General features: G+C 73.6%; 12 protein-coding genes. 10 read left to right on the top strand and 2 right to left on the bottom strand.

What is annotated here, in order from left to right:
• Positions 1 to 196 precede the first annotated feature (196 nt).
• Positions 197 to 595 (top strand): TOBE domain-containing protein, encoded by a 399-nt coding sequence (locus tag IE321_RS07220; RefSeq protein ID WP_043225548.1) that lies wholly within the window; start codon positions 197 to 199, stop codon positions 593 to 595.
• A gap of 13 nt (positions 596 to 608) precedes the next feature.
• On the opposite strand, the gene IE321_RS07215 is transcribed toward IE321_RS07220, so the two are convergent.
• Complete coding sequence (locus tag IE321_RS07215; RefSeq protein WP_190222182.1) at positions 609 to 2,138, bottom strand: PucR family transcriptional regulator; 1,530 nt, start codon at positions 2,136 to 2,138, stop codon at positions 609 to 611.
• A gap of 226 nt (positions 2,139 to 2,364) precedes the next feature.
• Here IE321_RS07215 and IE321_RS07210 point away from each other — a divergent pair, with 226 nt between their 5' ends.
• The 9 genes from IE321_RS07210 (at position 2,365) to IE321_RS07170 (ending at position 12,888) form a co-directional block, all read left to right on the top strand.
• Positions 2,365 to 3,201 (top strand): FAD binding domain-containing protein, encoded by an 837-nt coding sequence (locus IE321_RS07210; RefSeq protein WP_190222181.1) that lies wholly within the window; start codon positions 2,365 to 2,367, stop codon positions 3,199 to 3,201.
• The gene (locus IE321_RS07205) at positions 3,198 to 6,005 is read left to right on the top strand and encodes a molybdopterin-dependent oxidoreductase (RefSeq protein ID WP_190222180.1); all 2,808 of its coding nucleotides are present in this window, start codon (positions 3,198 to 3,200) and stop codon (positions 6,003 to 6,005) included. The genes IE321_RS07210 and IE321_RS07205 overlap by 4 nt, the downstream gene beginning before the upstream one ends.
• Positions 6,006 to 6,145: 140 nt before the next feature.
• A complete protein-coding gene (locus tag IE321_RS07200; protein ID WP_190222179.1) occupies positions 6,146 to 6,646 on the top strand; it encodes a molybdopterin-dependent oxidoreductase in 501 nt (166 codons plus the stop codon).
• A 110-nt stretch (positions 6,647 to 6,756) separates the two neighbouring features.
• Positions 6,757 to 7,146: a TOBE domain-containing protein gene (locus IE321_RS07195; protein WP_043225540.1), complete on the top strand. Its 390-nt coding sequence runs from the start codon at positions 6,757 to 6,759 to the stop codon at positions 7,144 to 7,146.
• 84 nt (positions 7,147 to 7,230) lie between these two features.
• Positions 7,231 to 8,040, top strand: coding sequence for a molybdate ABC transporter substrate-binding protein (gene modA, locus IE321_RS07190; RefSeq protein WP_190222178.1), 810 nt, complete (start codon positions 7,231 to 7,233; stop codon positions 8,038 to 8,040).
• Between the two features lie 91 nt (positions 8,041 to 8,131).
• On the top strand, positions 8,132 to 10,066 hold the full coding sequence (locus tag IE321_RS07185) for an ABC transporter permease (protein WP_190222177.1): 1,935 nt from the start codon (positions 8,132 to 8,134) through the stop codon (positions 10,064 to 10,066).
• 119 nt (positions 10,067 to 10,185) lie between these two features.
• Positions 10,186 to 10,788, top strand: coding sequence for a DUF2165 domain-containing protein (locus tag IE321_RS07180; RefSeq protein WP_190222176.1), 603 nt, complete (start codon positions 10,186 to 10,188; stop codon positions 10,786 to 10,788).
• A 678-nt stretch (positions 10,789 to 11,466) separates the two neighbouring features.
• On the top strand, positions 11,467 to 12,255 hold the full coding sequence (locus IE321_RS07175; protein WP_308076753.1) for an AfsR/SARP family transcriptional regulator: 789 nt from the start codon (positions 11,467 to 11,469) through the stop codon (positions 12,253 to 12,255).
• Positions 12,256 to 12,552: 297 nt separating this feature from the next.
• Positions 12,553 to 12,888 carry a hypothetical protein gene (locus IE321_RS07170; RefSeq protein WP_107063257.1) on the top strand — a complete coding sequence of 112 codons (336 nt, stop codon included), beginning with the start codon at positions 12,553 to 12,555 and terminating at the stop codon, positions 12,886 to 12,888.
• Positions 12,889 to 12,902: 14 nt separating this feature from the next.
• Here the strand turns inward: IE321_RS07170 and IE321_RS07165 are convergent, their stop codons facing one another.
• Positions 12,903 to 14,267: a DUF6519 domain-containing protein gene (locus tag IE321_RS07165; protein ID WP_190222175.1), complete on the bottom strand. Its 1,365-nt coding sequence runs from the start codon at positions 14,265 to 14,267 to the stop codon at positions 12,903 to 12,905.
• Positions 14,268 to 14,270 lie beyond the last annotated feature (3 nt).

The raw sequence follows: 14,270 nt of genomic DNA, 5'->3' as shown, positions 1-14,270 counted from the left end.
AAACGGGGGGACCGCCGGTCCGGCAGGTGGTTCTCACCAGCGGGGACCGAGCGCTGCCACACGCTAGGAGGGCCGCGTTACTGAGGCATTACCGGGAATTCCGGGGGCGCCGGCCGGTGGGACGTGATCATGAGGGCCGCACCCGGCGGGCCCTCCGCGCGACCCCCGGGGCGGGGCCGTGGCCTAGAGTGCGAGGGTGGCGTCGTACAGCATTGGGCAGGCCGCGCGGCTGCTCGGAGTGAGTTCGGAGACCGTTCGCCGGTGGGCGGACGGCGGCAGGCTGGCCATGGTGCGCGACGGCGCCGGCCGACGGGTGATCGAGGGTGTGGCCCTGGCCCGTTTCGCCCAGGAGCGAGGCGCCGGGCTGCACGCGGTGCCCGAGGACGACGTGCCGACGTCGGTGCGGAACTCCTTCGTCGGGATCGTGACCGGCGTCCGCGTGGACGACGTGGCCGCGCAGGTGGAGGTGCAGTCGGGCCCGCACCGGCTGGTGTCCCTGGTGACCCGCGAGGCGGTCGAGGAGCTGGCGCTGGAGGTCGGCGTCACGGTGACGGCCCGGGTGAAGTCGACCAGCGTCCACATCGACCTGCCCTGAGCCGCTCGCGGCGTCAGCGGCTCAGCAGCGCGGCGCGCAGGTCCACCCGGTCGTCGAGGCGGGACAGGTCGCGGCCGGTGAGGGTCTCGATGCGTGCGACGCGGTAGTGGACGGTGTTGACGTGGACGTGGAGGGCCTCCGCGGTCCGCGTCCAGGAGCAGTCGTGCGCCAGGAACACCTCCAGGGTCTCCAGGAGCATGGCGGCCGACCCTCGTCCGGCTCTCGTCAGGGGGCCCAGGACGGTCTCGCGGTAGATCTCGCGCACGTGCCCGGGGACGCCGGCGAGGAGCATCTCCAGCCCGTCGAGATCACGCAGGCGTGCGACCCGCGGTGACGACGGCGCCGAGGTACGGGTCCCGGCGAGGGCGTGACGGGCTTGTGCGAGGGCGGTGTTCAGGGCGGTCGCGGCGACGGGCTCGCTCAGGCCGACGCGCCAGGCGCTCTCCGGACGGCAGGACCGGATCAGCTCCGCGACCTCGCGCAGACGTTCCGTCGTCACGTGCGTCGTGTCGTCGCCGTGCGCGAGGACGGCCGTCGCCGCGTCGTCGTCGCCGAGGGCGACGGCGAACGGGGTGGACGGGAGGTGTCCGAGGGCCTCGGTGAGCGCGGCGACGCCGTCGGCCCCGGCGTTCCCGTCCGGTTCCAGAGCGGCGGCGACGACCGTGTAGGAGGGCCGGCCGGCCAGCCCGCAGGAGGCCAGCGCGCGCTGGAGGCGGCCGGGGTCGGCGCGGAGCGTGCCGATGGCCTCCAGCAGCCGGCCGGCCGCGGGGCCTCGCTCGGCCCGTCCCCTGTCCTCCCGTCGCCGGTGGCGGCCCAGGAGTTCGGCTATCTCCTGGAGGATCTTCGGCGGCACCCGTCCCTCCTCGGGCAGGTGCAGGTACCAGGTGTCGAAGTCGGTTCCCTCCGCCTCGATCCGCAGCGTCGTGCCCCGCGCGCCGGCCAGCGCCTTCAGGGACTCCCTCGCGGGGAGCCCGGTGGCGGCGCCGGTGCGGGCGACGGTACGGCCCGAGGCGGTGAGGAGGTGGCAGACCGGCGTGCCGAGGTGGGCGAAGGCGCGGTCGAGGAGTTCGCCGGCCGTCGCGCGGTGCTCCAGGGCGCGGTCGAGATCGAGGCGGACGTTCTCCGGCAGGGCGTGGTGGCTCGCGGGGTGGCGGTTGAGTTCGGCCCACTGGCGCAGGTAGACGGCTTCGGTGATGGCCCGGAAGCTGGTGTGCGGGGGCACGGCGACGAGCGGGACGCGATGCCTGCGGCAGGCGTCGAGGAGTTCGCGCGGCACGTGGCCGTGGGTCTCCTCGCCGGCCAGCAGCGCCACGGCCCCCGCCTCGCGCAGGGCGGAGACGAAGCGGTCGGTCTTGGCGGCGCCGCCGTCGCGGCTCCACCAGACGAGCCCGCTCAGGACGACCTCTCCCGGCTGGAGGAAGCGCGCCGGGTCCTCCAGATCGGTCGCGGTGACCCCGGCGATCTCTTGGCCGAGCAGCGCCTCGTCGCCCCAGACGAGGGAGAGGTCCAGGCGGTCGAGGCGGAGGAGGTGGTCGACGTGCATATGAGGCTCCTTGCGCAGTCGCGGGCCATGCCCGCACTCACATTCACGAGGCAGGTGTGAGTCGGTGCATCGTAAATGCCCGGGCTCTTGTCGAAAATGCCTCTTGGTTGATCATCCAGCGGGGAGGGCTGACCGATGGATGTTTTCCGGGTCCCCGTCCAGTCGTGCAGGGGGGCCGCGCCGGGCTTCACTGGCCTGAAGACATCGGCCGGGAGGCAGGGGCGGCATGGATCTGAACACGATCACGGACGTCAGGGACGCGCGGACGCGCGAGCCCTGGCGGCCCGGGGACGCGTGGCTGGGCGGCGGGACGTATCTGTTCTCCGAGCCCCAGCCGCGCCTGCGGCGGCTGGTCGACCTGAGCCGGATGGACTGGGAGCCGCTCACCCGGCACCCGGACGGTTCGCTGGAGATCGCCGCGACCTGCACCATCGCCCAACTGTCCCGCCACGGCAGGCGCTTCCTGGACGCCCCGGCGGCCCCGCTCGTCGAACAGTGCTGCCGGGCCTTCCTCGCCTCCTTCAAGATCTGGAACATGGCGACCGTCGGCGGGAACCTGTGCAACGGCCTCCCCGCCGGGCCGATGATCTCGCTCACCGCCGCCCTGGACGGCAGCTGTCTCCTCATGGCCCAGGACGGGTCGACGCGCGAGGTGAAGGTGGCCGACTTCATCCGGGGCGCGGGGGTGAAGGACCTGGCGGAGGGCGAGCTGCTGCGGTCGGTGACGCTCCCCGGGCGGGCGCTGGAGTGCCGTACGGCCTTCCGGCAGGCGTCGCTGTACGGGCTGGGCCGCTCCGGCGCCCTGGTGATCGGAACGCTCGACCCGGTGGACGGGTCGATGGCGGTGACGGTGACCGCCGCCACCACCCGCCCGTTCCGCTTCTGGTTCCCGCTGCCGCCGACCGCCGGGCGGCTTCGCGCGGTGATCGACGCGGCGGTGACCGGGCCCGAATGGTTCGACGACATCCACGGACTGCCCGAGTGGCGCAGGCACATGGGCCTGCGCCTCGCCGAGGAGGTCCGCCGCGAACTGACCCACACCCCCGGGGAAGGTGCCCGATGAGCTTCGACATCCAGGTCAACGGACGCCCGTTCGACACCGAACCGCGCGCCGGCCAGTGCCTGCGCACCTACCTCCGGGAGCGGGGCTGGTTCGGCGTGAAGAAGGGCTGCGACGCGGGCGACTGCGGCGCCTGCACCGTGCACGTCGACGGCGAACCGGTGCACAGCTGCCTCTACCCGGCGGTACGGGCCGAAGGCCGGGCGGTGACGACCGTGGAGGGACTCGCCTCCCCGGACGGCGAACTCCACCCCGTCCAGCAGAGGTTCCTGGACGCCCAGGGCTACCAGTGCGGCATGTGCACGGCCGGGTTCCTGATGACGACGGCCGCCCTGGAGGCCGAGCGCGGCACCCCGCACGACGACGGCAAGCTGGACGACCTGCCCCGGGCGTTCAAGGGCAACATCTGCCGCTGCACCGGCTACCGGGCGATCGAGGACGCCGTCCGGGGCGTCCGGCACGTCGAACGGCCCGGCGCCGGAAAGGCGGTCGGCCGGAACGTCGCCGCCCCCGCCGGCCCCCAGGTCGTGACCGGCACGGCCCGCTACACCTTCGACGTCGAGGTCCCCGGCCTGCTCCACATGAAGCTGCTGCGCTCCCCGCATCCGCACGCCCGGATCCTCGCGATCGACACGTCGGCCGCGCTGCGCGTCCCCGGCGTCGTCGCCGTCCTCACCCACGAGGACGCCCCGGACACCCTGTACTCCTCCGCCCGCCACGAACACCCCACCGAGGACCCCGACGACACCCGCGTCCTCGACGACGTGGTGCGGTACGTCGGACAGCGCGTCGCGGCCGTCGTCGCCGACAGCGAGCAGGCCGCGGAGGAGGGCTGCCGCAGGATCGAGGTGACGTACGAGGAACTCCCGTACGTCGTCGACCCGGAGGAGGCGATGCGCCCCGGCGCCCCCGTGATCCACGCGGGCAAGGGGCCGGAGGTCCGCATCGCCCGGGTCGAGAACAACGTGGCGGGCGAGGTCCACGGCGAGATCGGCTCCGTCGAGGACGGCTTCGCCGAGGCGGACGTCGTGTACGAGGAGACCTTCCGCACCCAGCGGGTGCAGCACGCCAGCCTGGAGACCCACGGCTGCGTCGCGTACTTCGAACCGAAGGAGGACGGCACGGGCGAACGCCTCACGGTCCGCTCCTCCACCCAGACGCCGTTCCTGACCCGGCGGGCGCTGTGCGCGCTGTACGGCCTGCCGGAGGACGAGGTCCGGGTGATCGCGGGCCGGGTCGGCGGCGGCTTCGGCGGCAAGCAGGAGATGCTCACCGAGGACGTCGTGACGCTCGCCGCCCTGAAGCTGCGCCGGCCGGTGAAGCTGGAGTACACCCGCGCCGAACAGTTCTACGGAGCCACCACCCGGCACCCCTTCACCATCGGCATCAAGGTCGGGGCCCGCGCCGACGGCACGCTGACCGCCGTCCAGATGCGGGTGGTGGCCAACACCGGCGCCTACGGCAACCACGGCCCGGCGGTGATGTTCCACAGCGTCGGCGAGTCCTTCGCCGTCTACCGCGCCCCGCACAAGAAGGTCGACGCCTACTCCGTCTACACCAACGTCGTCCCGGCCGGCGCCTTCCGCGGCTACGGCCTCGGCCAGGTCACCTTCGCCGTCGAGTCCGTCATGGACGAGCTGGCCCGCCGTCTCGGCACGGACCCGCTGGTCCTCCGGGAGAAGAACATCATCGGGCCCGGGGACGCGATGCACAGCCCGATCGGCGAGGAGGAGGACCTGTACATCGCCTCCTACGGGCTCGACCAGTGCCTGTCCGTCGTCCGGAAGGCGATGGCCGAGGACCGCAGCGCCGAGGACGCCCCCGAGGGGTGGCTGGTCGGGCAGGGCACCGGCATGGCGATGATCGCCACCGGGCCGCCCGGCGGCCACTACGCCGACGCCCGCGTCTCGCTCCTGGAGGACGGGACGTACGACATCGCCGTCGGCACCGCCGAGTTCGGCAACGGCACCACCACCGTCCACGAACAGATCACCGCCGGCGCCCTGAACACCACCGAGGACCGGATCGCCGTCCGCCAGTCCGACACCGACGTCGTCCGCCACGACACCGGCGCCTTCGGTTCCGCCGGCACCGTCGTCGCCGGCAAGGCCGTCCTCCTCGCCGCCACCTCCCTCGCCGAGCGGCTGCGGACCCTGGCCGCCCGCCACACGGGCGTGGCCCGGCACCTGTGCGTCCTCGGCGCCGAGTCCGTCGACTGCGCCGGCCGGCTCGTCACCCTCAAGGAGCTGTACGAGGCGGGGCACGCGCTCGGCGCGGCGGAGGAACTGGCGGCCGACGGGCACTGGGGCGGCTCGCCGCGTTCGGTGGCCTTCAACGCTCAGTGGTTCCGGATCGCCGTCGACCCCGGCTCCGGCGAGATCCGCATCCTGCGCAGCGTCCACTCGGCCGACGCGGGCAAGGTCATGAACCCCATGCAGTGCCGGGGCCAGGTCGAGGGCGGCGTCGCCCAGGCCCTGGGTGCCACGCTCTTCGAGACCGTCCGGATCGACGGGCGCGGCGAGGTCACCACGGCGGCCTTCCGGCGCTACCGCCTTCCCCAGTACGCCGACGTGCCCCGCACCGAGGTCCACTTCACCGAGACCTCCGACGCGATCGGCCCGCTCGGTGCCAAGTCGATGAGCGAGAGCCCCTTCAACCCGGTCGCCCCCGCCTTCGCCAACGCCCTGCGCGACGCCACGGGCATCCGTTTCACCGAACTGCCCGTCACCCGCGACCGGGTGTGGCTCGCGCTGGACCGGGAGGCCCGACGCACCAGGACGGTCGGGTCCGAGGACGGGCGGAAGTGAGCACCGTACGCGGAGCAACCTCACAATCGCGAGCGAGAAGAGCGGTTCCGGGTCGCATCGATGATTTCCGGACCCGGGGTTCGGGTATCAGTGGGCTCGGCCGCCGCTCCGGGCGTCCACCGGCCCGAAGGGGAACGACGATGAGTCTGCTCAGCTCCGCATCGGGGACGACCACGGTCAGGCCGGGCGCGTTCGTCGTCTGGGGGGACGTCGCCACGCCCACCACGCTGACGGTCGCGGACCTGCGCGCGGGCTGGACCCGGCACCGGGCCGAGGTCGTCTTCGACTGCGCCACCGCCGGCCCGCAGCGCCACGTCTTCGAGGGCCCGCTGCTGCGCGAGGTCGTCGCCGGGGCGGGCCCGGCCTTCGACCCCGCCCGCCGCAAGGAACGCTCCCGCTTCCTGCTCGCGGTGAACGACACCGACGGGCACCACGCCGTGCTGTCCTGGGCGGAGGTCGACGCGGACTTCGGCGACGCGCCGGTCCTGCTGGCCACCCGCATGGACGGCGCGGACCTGGACGCGGCGGGAACCCACCTGGTCGTCCCCTCCGACCGGTGCGGAGCGCGTTACGTCAGTGGCGTCACAGGGGTCTGGATCGGTCGCCACCGGCCCATCGGAGCGTCGTCGTCCGAGGCGTGAGACCACCGGGCGGAGCGTCTCGTCGCTTTCTACCAGTGATCTCTCATTCGCGATGGAGAGTCCCACGACATTGTTGCAACTGAGAGAGAAGGCGGCCTACCGTGTCGCATATGCAGTCCTACACCATCGGGCAGGCGGCCCGTCTGCTGGGCGTCAGCCCCGACACGGCGCGGCGCTGGGCGGACGCGGGGCGGGTCGCGACCCACCGCGACGAGAGCGGCCGGCGCGTCATCGACGGCCCGTCGCTCGCGGCGTTCTCCACGGAGCTCGCGCAGAGCGAGGACGACGACGCGTCGTACACCTCGGCGCGCAACGCCTTCCCCGGCATCGTCACCGGGATCAAGCTCGGCGACATCGCGGCCCAGGTCACCATCCAGGCCGGTCCGCACCGTCTGGTCTCCCTTCTCACCCGTGAGGCAGTGGAGGAACTGGGACTGGAAGTCGGCATGCAGGCCACCGCCCGCGTGAAGTCGACCAGCGTGCACATCGACCGCACCTGACACCCCTCACGCAGTACGCACCACCCGGCCGTGGGCGCGGCCGCCTGTCCTCATTCCGTTCCGCCGCAAGGAGTTCCCACCCTCATGTCCCTCACCGTCACCAGACGTCGTACCGCCGCCGTGCTCACCGCCGCCCTGCTCGTCCCGCTCGCCGCCTGCTCGTCGGGCGACGACGCGAAGCAGGACACCGCCGGCTCCACCCCCTCCGGGTCCGCGAGCGCCGCGCCGCGGGCGAACCTGACCGTCCTCGCGGCCGCCTCGCTCACCGACGTCTTCAAGACCGCCGGCGCCGCCTACGAGAAGGCACACCCCGGCACGAAGCTCACCTTCTCGTTCGCCGGCTCGCAGGAGCTCGTCGCCCAGGTGTCGCAGGGTTCGCCCGCCGACGTCCTGGTCACCGCCGACACCAAGAGCATGGACAAGGTGAGGGCCGACACCGGCACCCCGGCGATCATCGCGAAGAACCGGCTGGTCATCGCCACCGGCGAGGGCAACCCGTTCAAGGTCGACGACCTGAAGGACCTGGCCGACAGCAAGCTCAAGGTCGTCCTGGCCGCGCCCGAGGTGCCCGCCGGCAAGTACAGCAAGCAGATCCTCGACAAGCAGGGCGTCGCGGTGAAGCCGGTCTCCCAGGAGCCCAACGTCCGCGCCGTGCTCAGCAAGGTCGAGATGGGCGAGGCCGACGCAGGCCTGGTCTACAGGACGGACGCCGAGAGCGCGAAGGACAAGGTCGACGCCGTCGAGATCCCCGACGACCAGAACGCGATCGCGCAGTACCCGGCCGCCACGATCAAGGACTCGAAGAACGCCGCGGCCGCCGCCGCGTTCGTCGCCTGGCTGTCCTCGCCCGAGGGCCAGAAGATCCTCCAGGACGCGGGCTTCCAGAAGCCGTGACCCCCGGGATCGCGTAGACCGCGAGGGACTGCCCGCTTCGGGGGAACGGGCAGCCCCTCGGCCTCATGTCCTCACCCCTCCAGGATCTCCGATGAAACGAGCAGGCGTACGAACCCCGGGTGCGCGCCCGCCCCTCGCCCTGGCCCTGCCCGCACTCGCGGCGGTTGCCTTCCTGGCCCTCCCGCTGCTCGGCATCCTCGTCCGCACCGAGTGGAGCGAGCTCGCCGGACACCTGACCTCGCCCGGCACCGTCGAGGCGCTGAAGCTGTCGCTCCTCGTCTCCTTCTGGGCCCTCGGCCTCTCGCTGCTGCTCGGGGTGCCGCTGGCCTGGCTGCTGGCCCGGGTGCCGTTCCCCGGCAAGGCGTTCGTCCGCTCGCTCGTCCTGCTGCCGATGGTGCTGCCGCCCACCGTCGGCGGCGTCGCCCTGCTCCTCGCCTTCGGCCGCCGCGGACTCCTCGGCCCCTGGCTGGAGTCCACCTTCGGCATCACCCTGCCGTTCCACACCTCCGGCGCCGTCCTTGCGGCCACCTTCGTCGCCATGCCCTTCCTCGTCATCAGCCTGGAAGGAGCGCTCGGCGGCCTGCGGCCCCGCTACGAGGAGACGGCCGCCTCGCTCGGCGCCTCCCCGGTCCGGGTCTTCTTCACCGTCACCCTGCCCATGGTGGCGCCCGGCGTGCTCGCCGGCGCGGCGCTCACCTGGGCCCGGGCGCTCGGCGAGTTCGGCGCGACCATCACCTTCGCCGGGAACCTGCCCGGCACGACCCAGACCCTGCCGCTCCAGGTCTACCTCCTCCTCCAGGAGGAGCCCGAGGCCGCCACGTCGGTCTCGCTCCTCCTCCTCGCCATCGCCATGGGCGTGCTCATCGCCCTGCGCGGCCGCTGGACCGGCACCCCGGCCGGCCGGCCCCGTCACGAGGGGCCCGCGCCGGACCCGGACGCCGTCCCCGCCGAGCCGGCGCCCGACCACGAGCCGCCCGCCCCGTCCACCGGACGCTGGGCGCTGCACGCCGACGTCACCGGCTTCACCACGCTCGCCCTCGACGCGGACCCCGGCACCACCATCGCCGTCGTCGGCCCCAACGGCGCCGGGAAGACGACCCTCCTGCGCGCCCTGCTCGGCCTCACCCCCCGGGCCCACGCCGGCCTCCGGCTCGGCGACGAGGACGTCACCGCGCTGCCCCCGCACCGCCGCCGGGTCGCCTGGGTCCCGCAGGACGGCGCCCTCTTCCCCCACCTGTCGGCCCTCGCCAACACCGCGTACGGGCTCCGCGCCCAGGGCGTCCCCCGCGCCGAGGCCCGCCGCGACGCGCGGGCGTGGCTCGACCGGCTCGGCGTCGGCCACCTGGCGCACCGCAGGCCCGCGCAGCTCTCCGGCGGCCAGGCCCAGCGCGTGGCCCTCGCCCGCGCGCTCGCCGCCCGACCCCGGCTGCTGGTCCTCGACGAACCGCTCGCCGCGCTCGACCAGACCACCCGCGCGCACGTGCGCCACACCCTGCGCACCCACCTCAGCGGCTTCGGCGGCGTCTGCCTCATCGTCACCCACGACCCGGTGGAGGCGGTCTCGCTCGCCGACCGCGTCCTCGTCCTCCAGGACGGCCGCGCCCTCCAGGACGCCACCCCCGCCGAGGTCACCCGCCACCCGCGCTCGCCCTGGGTGGCCCGGATGCTGGGCCGCAACGCCTGGCCCGGCACGGCCACCCCCGACGGCCTCGCCCTCGACGGCGGCGGCACACTCGTCGCCGCCGAGCCGCCGCCGTCCGGCACCCCGGCCCTCGCGATCGTCGCCCCCGAGGCGGTCTCCCTGCACCGCGAGAAGCCCGCCGGCAGCCCCCGCAACGTCTGGCCCGGCACCGTACGGGAGATCACCACCAGCGGCAGCCGCCTCCGCGTCCTGGTCACCTCCACCGAGACCCCCGACCTCGTCGCCGAGATCACCCCCCAGGCCGCCGCCGAACTCGGCCTCGCCGACGGCGTACCCGTCTGGACCAGCGTCAAGGCCACCGAGACCACCGTCGTCACCCTCTGACTCCCCGGGAGGGACCTGTGGTCTCCGGGGTCTCCAGGGCGGATTGACGCCCGTGGGAGGGGGGAGGGGACGGTACGGACCCGTGGCCCAGGCGCCCGCGGGACGACGAGGGAGGACCCATGGCACAGGCCCCACGGCCGACCGGCACCGACTCCGCCGCCCACACCCCGGGGACGGTCCCGGCCGCCCGGCGCGACCGGCTCCTCCGGCTGGGCGCCCCGCCCGTCGCGGCGACGGCGCTGACGGCGACCGTCGCGCTGTACATGACCCTGGTCGCCTTCGGGAACATCACGGACTTCGGGACCAACCAGCAGTTCGTCCAGCACGTCCTGAGCATGGACACCACGTTCAAGGACCCCGACCTGATGTGGCGCGCGGTCGAATCCCGCGCCCTCCAGAACGCCGCCTACGTCGCCGTCATCGTCTGGGAGGCGCTGGCCGCGCTGGTCCTCCTCCTCGCCACCTGGCTCTGGGCCACCGGGCTGCGCCGCGACGCGTACGACCGTGCCCGCGCGGCGAGCACGGCGGGGCTGGTGATGATGCTGCTGCTCTTCGGGATGGGCTTCATCGCGATCGGCGGCGAGTGGTTCGTCATGTGGCAGTCGTCCGACTGGAACGGTCTGGACGCCGCCGCCCGCAACGTCGCCCTGGCGGCCTTCACGCTCCTCGTGGTGCACCTGCCCGGCGTCCGCCGGCCGGGTGCCGGCCGGGAGCGACCGTGATGTCCCGCTCCCGTCAGTTCCACCCGGTCACGGCGGGGCGGACCCGCGAGTCGTCACCGAGGATCGTCCTGGTCGAGTCGGGCAGGGGGACGTGGCCGACCCATCTGCCGCCCTCCGGATCCTCGTCGGCCAGGTTCAGGCCGGCCGGCTTGTAGCCGCTGATGGGGCCGGCGACCTCGGAGTTCCGCCCCAGGTGCTCGCGGACGGGTCGTAGGGGGATGTCGTCGCTCGTTCGTCCCCCGCGATGGACTCGGCCACCGTGACCGAAGCTGCGGACCCGCCGTCAGCCCGGCGTCACACCGCCGTCATCACGGCCGCCCGCGCGGCGCCCGGGGAGGCTCCGGTGGCGGGCGGCCGGCCGTCTCCGGTGCGGTCGAGCACCAAGTTGCAGAGGGGGAGGGGGCGGAAGAGACTGAGGGAGGGCAGGCCTCGTCCGAGGTTGTGGACCCCGAGCCGATTCGACGGATCTCAGCGGGCCGGGAAGCGACGCCGACGCCATGGCAGGGCTTCCGGGAGGCGCGCTCACGCGAGATCCCGGCGCGCGAGGCGATCATGAACGTGACTCCCTCCGCTCAGCTGCGGTTGCTCGACCCCTTCCGACTGGAACGCGGAGGGCGGAGCATCGAGCCGTGTCGCAATGGTCGACGTCTCCTGGCCCTCCTGAGCCTGCGCGAGAGCGTGCCCCGCACCGTCCTCGCCGGCACGCTGTGGCCCGAGGTCGCCGAGGAACACGCCGGGGGCAGCCTGCGGACCACTCTGTGGAAGCTTTCCCGGGGCGAACTCCCGCTCGTCCGCTGCCGTGGAGACGTGCTGACGGTCGCTCCGTCGCTGCGCGTGGACATCCACGTCCTCACCCGCACGGCCCTCGGCGTCATGGCGGGCTGTGTCCCGCAGCCGGGCCACCGGCCCCCGCTCGGGCTCCTCACCGGAGAGGACCTCCTGCCGGGCTGGGACGAGGACTGGGTGCTGCTGGAGCGCGAGCGTCTGCGCCAACTGCGCCTGCACGCCCTCGACTCACTGGCGGAGACCCTGATCGGGCAGGGCAGGACGGCCCTGGCGATGGAGGTGGCGCGGGCCGGCATCCGCGCCGAGCCGCTGCGCGAGAGCGCGCACCGGGTCGTCGTGTCGTCCATCTCGCGGAGGGCGACGTGGGAGAAGCGCTCTGTCACTACGCGATGTTCCGCACCTTGTCGAACGAGGAACTGGGTGTCGAGCCCTCGTTCCGGTTCACGCGCCTGCTCGCCGAGCGGCTGCCGCCGCGGGTCGCGGCAGGACACCACGTCCCCTGAAGCGCCGAGGACGACACACCGACGCCACGACAGCACGACAGGAGAAGCCATGGCAGCCACCGCCACCCTCCTCGACGCCTACCGCGTCCACGCGGCCACCGGCACCGGCGCGTCCGTGAACGAGGTGCCGAGCCCCGTGGAGGGATCCGTCTCCTGCGTCACCTACCGGGGCGACTAGACCGTGGAGGGCGGCTGGGCTTGCGAGATGTGCGGAACGGACGTGCCGCACGGCGCGCAGCGGTGCCCCGTGTGCCACGCCTACGTCCCGTTGTACGACGACGGCGAGGCGCCCGAACCGAGGCCGGTACGGCGGATCTTCCGGCCGCCTCCGCCTCCGCCCCCACCGCCGCCTCCACTCCCGCCCTGGCCTCCGGTCCGGCCTCCGGTCCGGAACGATCCGCCGCCCCCACCCGCCCCGCCGCTCCCGGTGGGCACCCTGGCGGGCAGCGGCCTGGTCGAGGGAGTGGCGCGGAACGTGCAGCTCCGCACCGAGGTGCAGGGGAGTTCCGGCAACACCAGCTCGACCGTCGTGTGCAACTTCCGCGTGGAGGTGCACGACCGGCAGGGCCGTCCGCTGCGGCTCGTCCCCGTGGAGATGCGCGGCCACTCCTTCGAGGGCGCCGTCAACGAGGGGGACCGGGTGCGTGCCCACGGCAAGGTGAAGCGGGGCACGCTGCGGGTCAAGCGGCTGCACAACCTGACGACGGGCGCGGAGGTGTCCGCCCGCTCCACGCCCGTGGCCCTGGTCGTCCTGGCGTTCGCGCTCTTCGCGGCCTGGGCCGTCTACCTCTTCGCGTTCGCGGGCCGCTGACCCGGACGCGGAAGCTACCGCCGCGGGGCGAACGGCATCCGGAGGTCCACCAGCCGGAAGTCGTCGGCGTCCCGAGGCTCCAGGAGCGCGAGCGGGGCGTAGTGGTAGCGGACGCCGTGCGGGCGGCGCTTGAGGGGCTGGCCCTGGCGGCCGCGGGGCCACTCGACGTCCCCGGTGAGAACCCGGGCGGGGATCAGCCAGTAGTCGCCCCTGCGGTAGACGCGCGGCCTGTCCTGGCCGGTCTCGAACCGGACCTCGACCCCGTCCTCGAGCGGCAGCCACTCGCCCTCGCGCAGGGGAACGCCCATGGCCTCCGCGGGGACGCCGTCCCACCCGCCCGCTCCGTGGTCCCAGCGGCGCAGGAGCGGATGACGCGTCGGCACCTGGCCGGCGGACCGGTGGAACGGGTCCTCCGTGACATCGCCGTCCAGGGTGACCCGGTACGCGTCGTAGTCGATCCCCTGGACGGTGTAGAGCCGGCCGCCGGCCTCGTCGCTCCGGTCCGACGCCCCGCGGCAGACCACGGCGTCGTCGACGATCTCCACCACGTCACCGACGTCCACGCCGAGCTTGTCGTCCCTGCCCAGCGTCTCCAGTTCGACCACGGGGCCGGACACGCCCCGCACGGGCAGGACCACGGAGCCGTTCTCCCGCGACCACTTGAAGGTCGCCGTGCCCTCCCTGCCGCCCCGGTGCACCTCCACCCGGTACAGCTGGTTCTCCGGCCCCCGGTAGCCGGACGAGGGGACCGGGCCGTCCGCCGGGGCGGCCGCCTCCTCGGGGCGCCGGGTCCGCGCGGCGAGCATGCCGCGCGGCTCGAACCGGCCGCCGACGCGGTCCCGCACGAAGCGCGCGGCGCTGCGCATGTCGGGCGTGTCCGCGCCCGGCTCCAACGGCAGGACGCACACCTGCCAGACGACCCGGGTGCGCGCCGTGGTGTCCGGACCGTTCGGACCGAGGGCCGTCTCCCGGATCCACGGCGCCTCCCGGGCGGTGACGAACCGCTCCCACACCCGCAGGTACACCAGGAAGGGACCGGCGGGCAGTTGGTCGAGCTCGGGGTCCAGGTGCCCGTCGGGCTGGTCCCAGTAGTCGGTCCCGTCGCACTCGCACAGGATGCCGTCGACGTACATGCGCCCCGGGGCCACGGAGAAGGTGTCCCCGTCGTAGCCGTCGATCCCGAAGCCGCCGAGGCCGTCCGGGTCGGGCGGGTACGCCGCGGGACCGAGGAGGTCGGAGGCCAGGGTGCGCACGTAGTGCAGGAGGATCGCCGTCTGCTCGTTGAAGTCGGCGTCGAGCTGGACCCGGCCCTGCTGGGACAGCACGGAGGAGAAACGCCGAGCGGGATCGAAGATGACGCGGGAGAAGTCGCCGTGCATGCG

It is taken from the genome of Streptomyces hydrogenans, assembly GCF_014656075.1.
In the GTDB taxonomy this organism is placed as follows: Bacteria; Actinomycetota; Actinomycetes; order Streptomycetales; family Streptomycetaceae; genus Streptomyces; species Streptomyces hydrogenans.
This window is presented reverse-complemented; position numbering and strand designations above follow the sequence as displayed.

What these genes read in the sequence shown, in the direction of transcription:
- IE321_RS07215 (WP_190222182.1), bottom strand. Translation starts at nt 2,138, where the DNA reads ATGCACGTCGACCACCTCCTCCGCCTCGACCGCCTGGACCTCTCCCTC.
- IE321_RS07210 (WP_190222181.1), top strand. Translation starts at nt 2,365, where the DNA reads ATGGATCTGAACACGATCACGGACGTCAGGGACGCGCGGACGCGCGAG.
- IE321_RS07205 (WP_190222180.1), top strand. Translation starts at nt 3,198, where the DNA reads ATGAGCTTCGACATCCAGGTCAACGGACGCCCGTTCGACACCGAACCG.
- IE321_RS07200 (WP_190222179.1), top strand. Translation starts at nt 6,146, where the DNA reads ATGAGTCTGCTCAGCTCCGCATCGGGGACGACCACGGTCAGGCCGGGC.
- IE321_RS07195 (WP_043225540.1), top strand. Translation starts at nt 6,757, where the DNA reads ATGCAGTCCTACACCATCGGGCAGGCGGCCCGTCTGCTGGGCGTCAGC.
- modA (WP_190222178.1), top strand. Translation starts at nt 7,231, where the DNA reads ATGTCCCTCACCGTCACCAGACGTCGTACCGCCGCCGTGCTCACCGCC.
- IE321_RS07185 (WP_190222177.1), top strand. Translation starts at nt 8,132, where the DNA reads ATGAAACGAGCAGGCGTACGAACCCCGGGTGCGCGCCCGCCCCTCGCC.
- IE321_RS07180 (WP_190222176.1), top strand. Translation starts at nt 10,186, where the DNA reads ATGGCACAGGCCCCACGGCCGACCGGCACCGACTCCGCCGCCCACACC.
- IE321_RS07165 (WP_190222175.1), bottom strand. Translation starts at nt 14,267, where the DNA reads ATGCACGGCGACTTCTCCCGCGTCATCTTCGATCCCGCTCGGCGTTTC.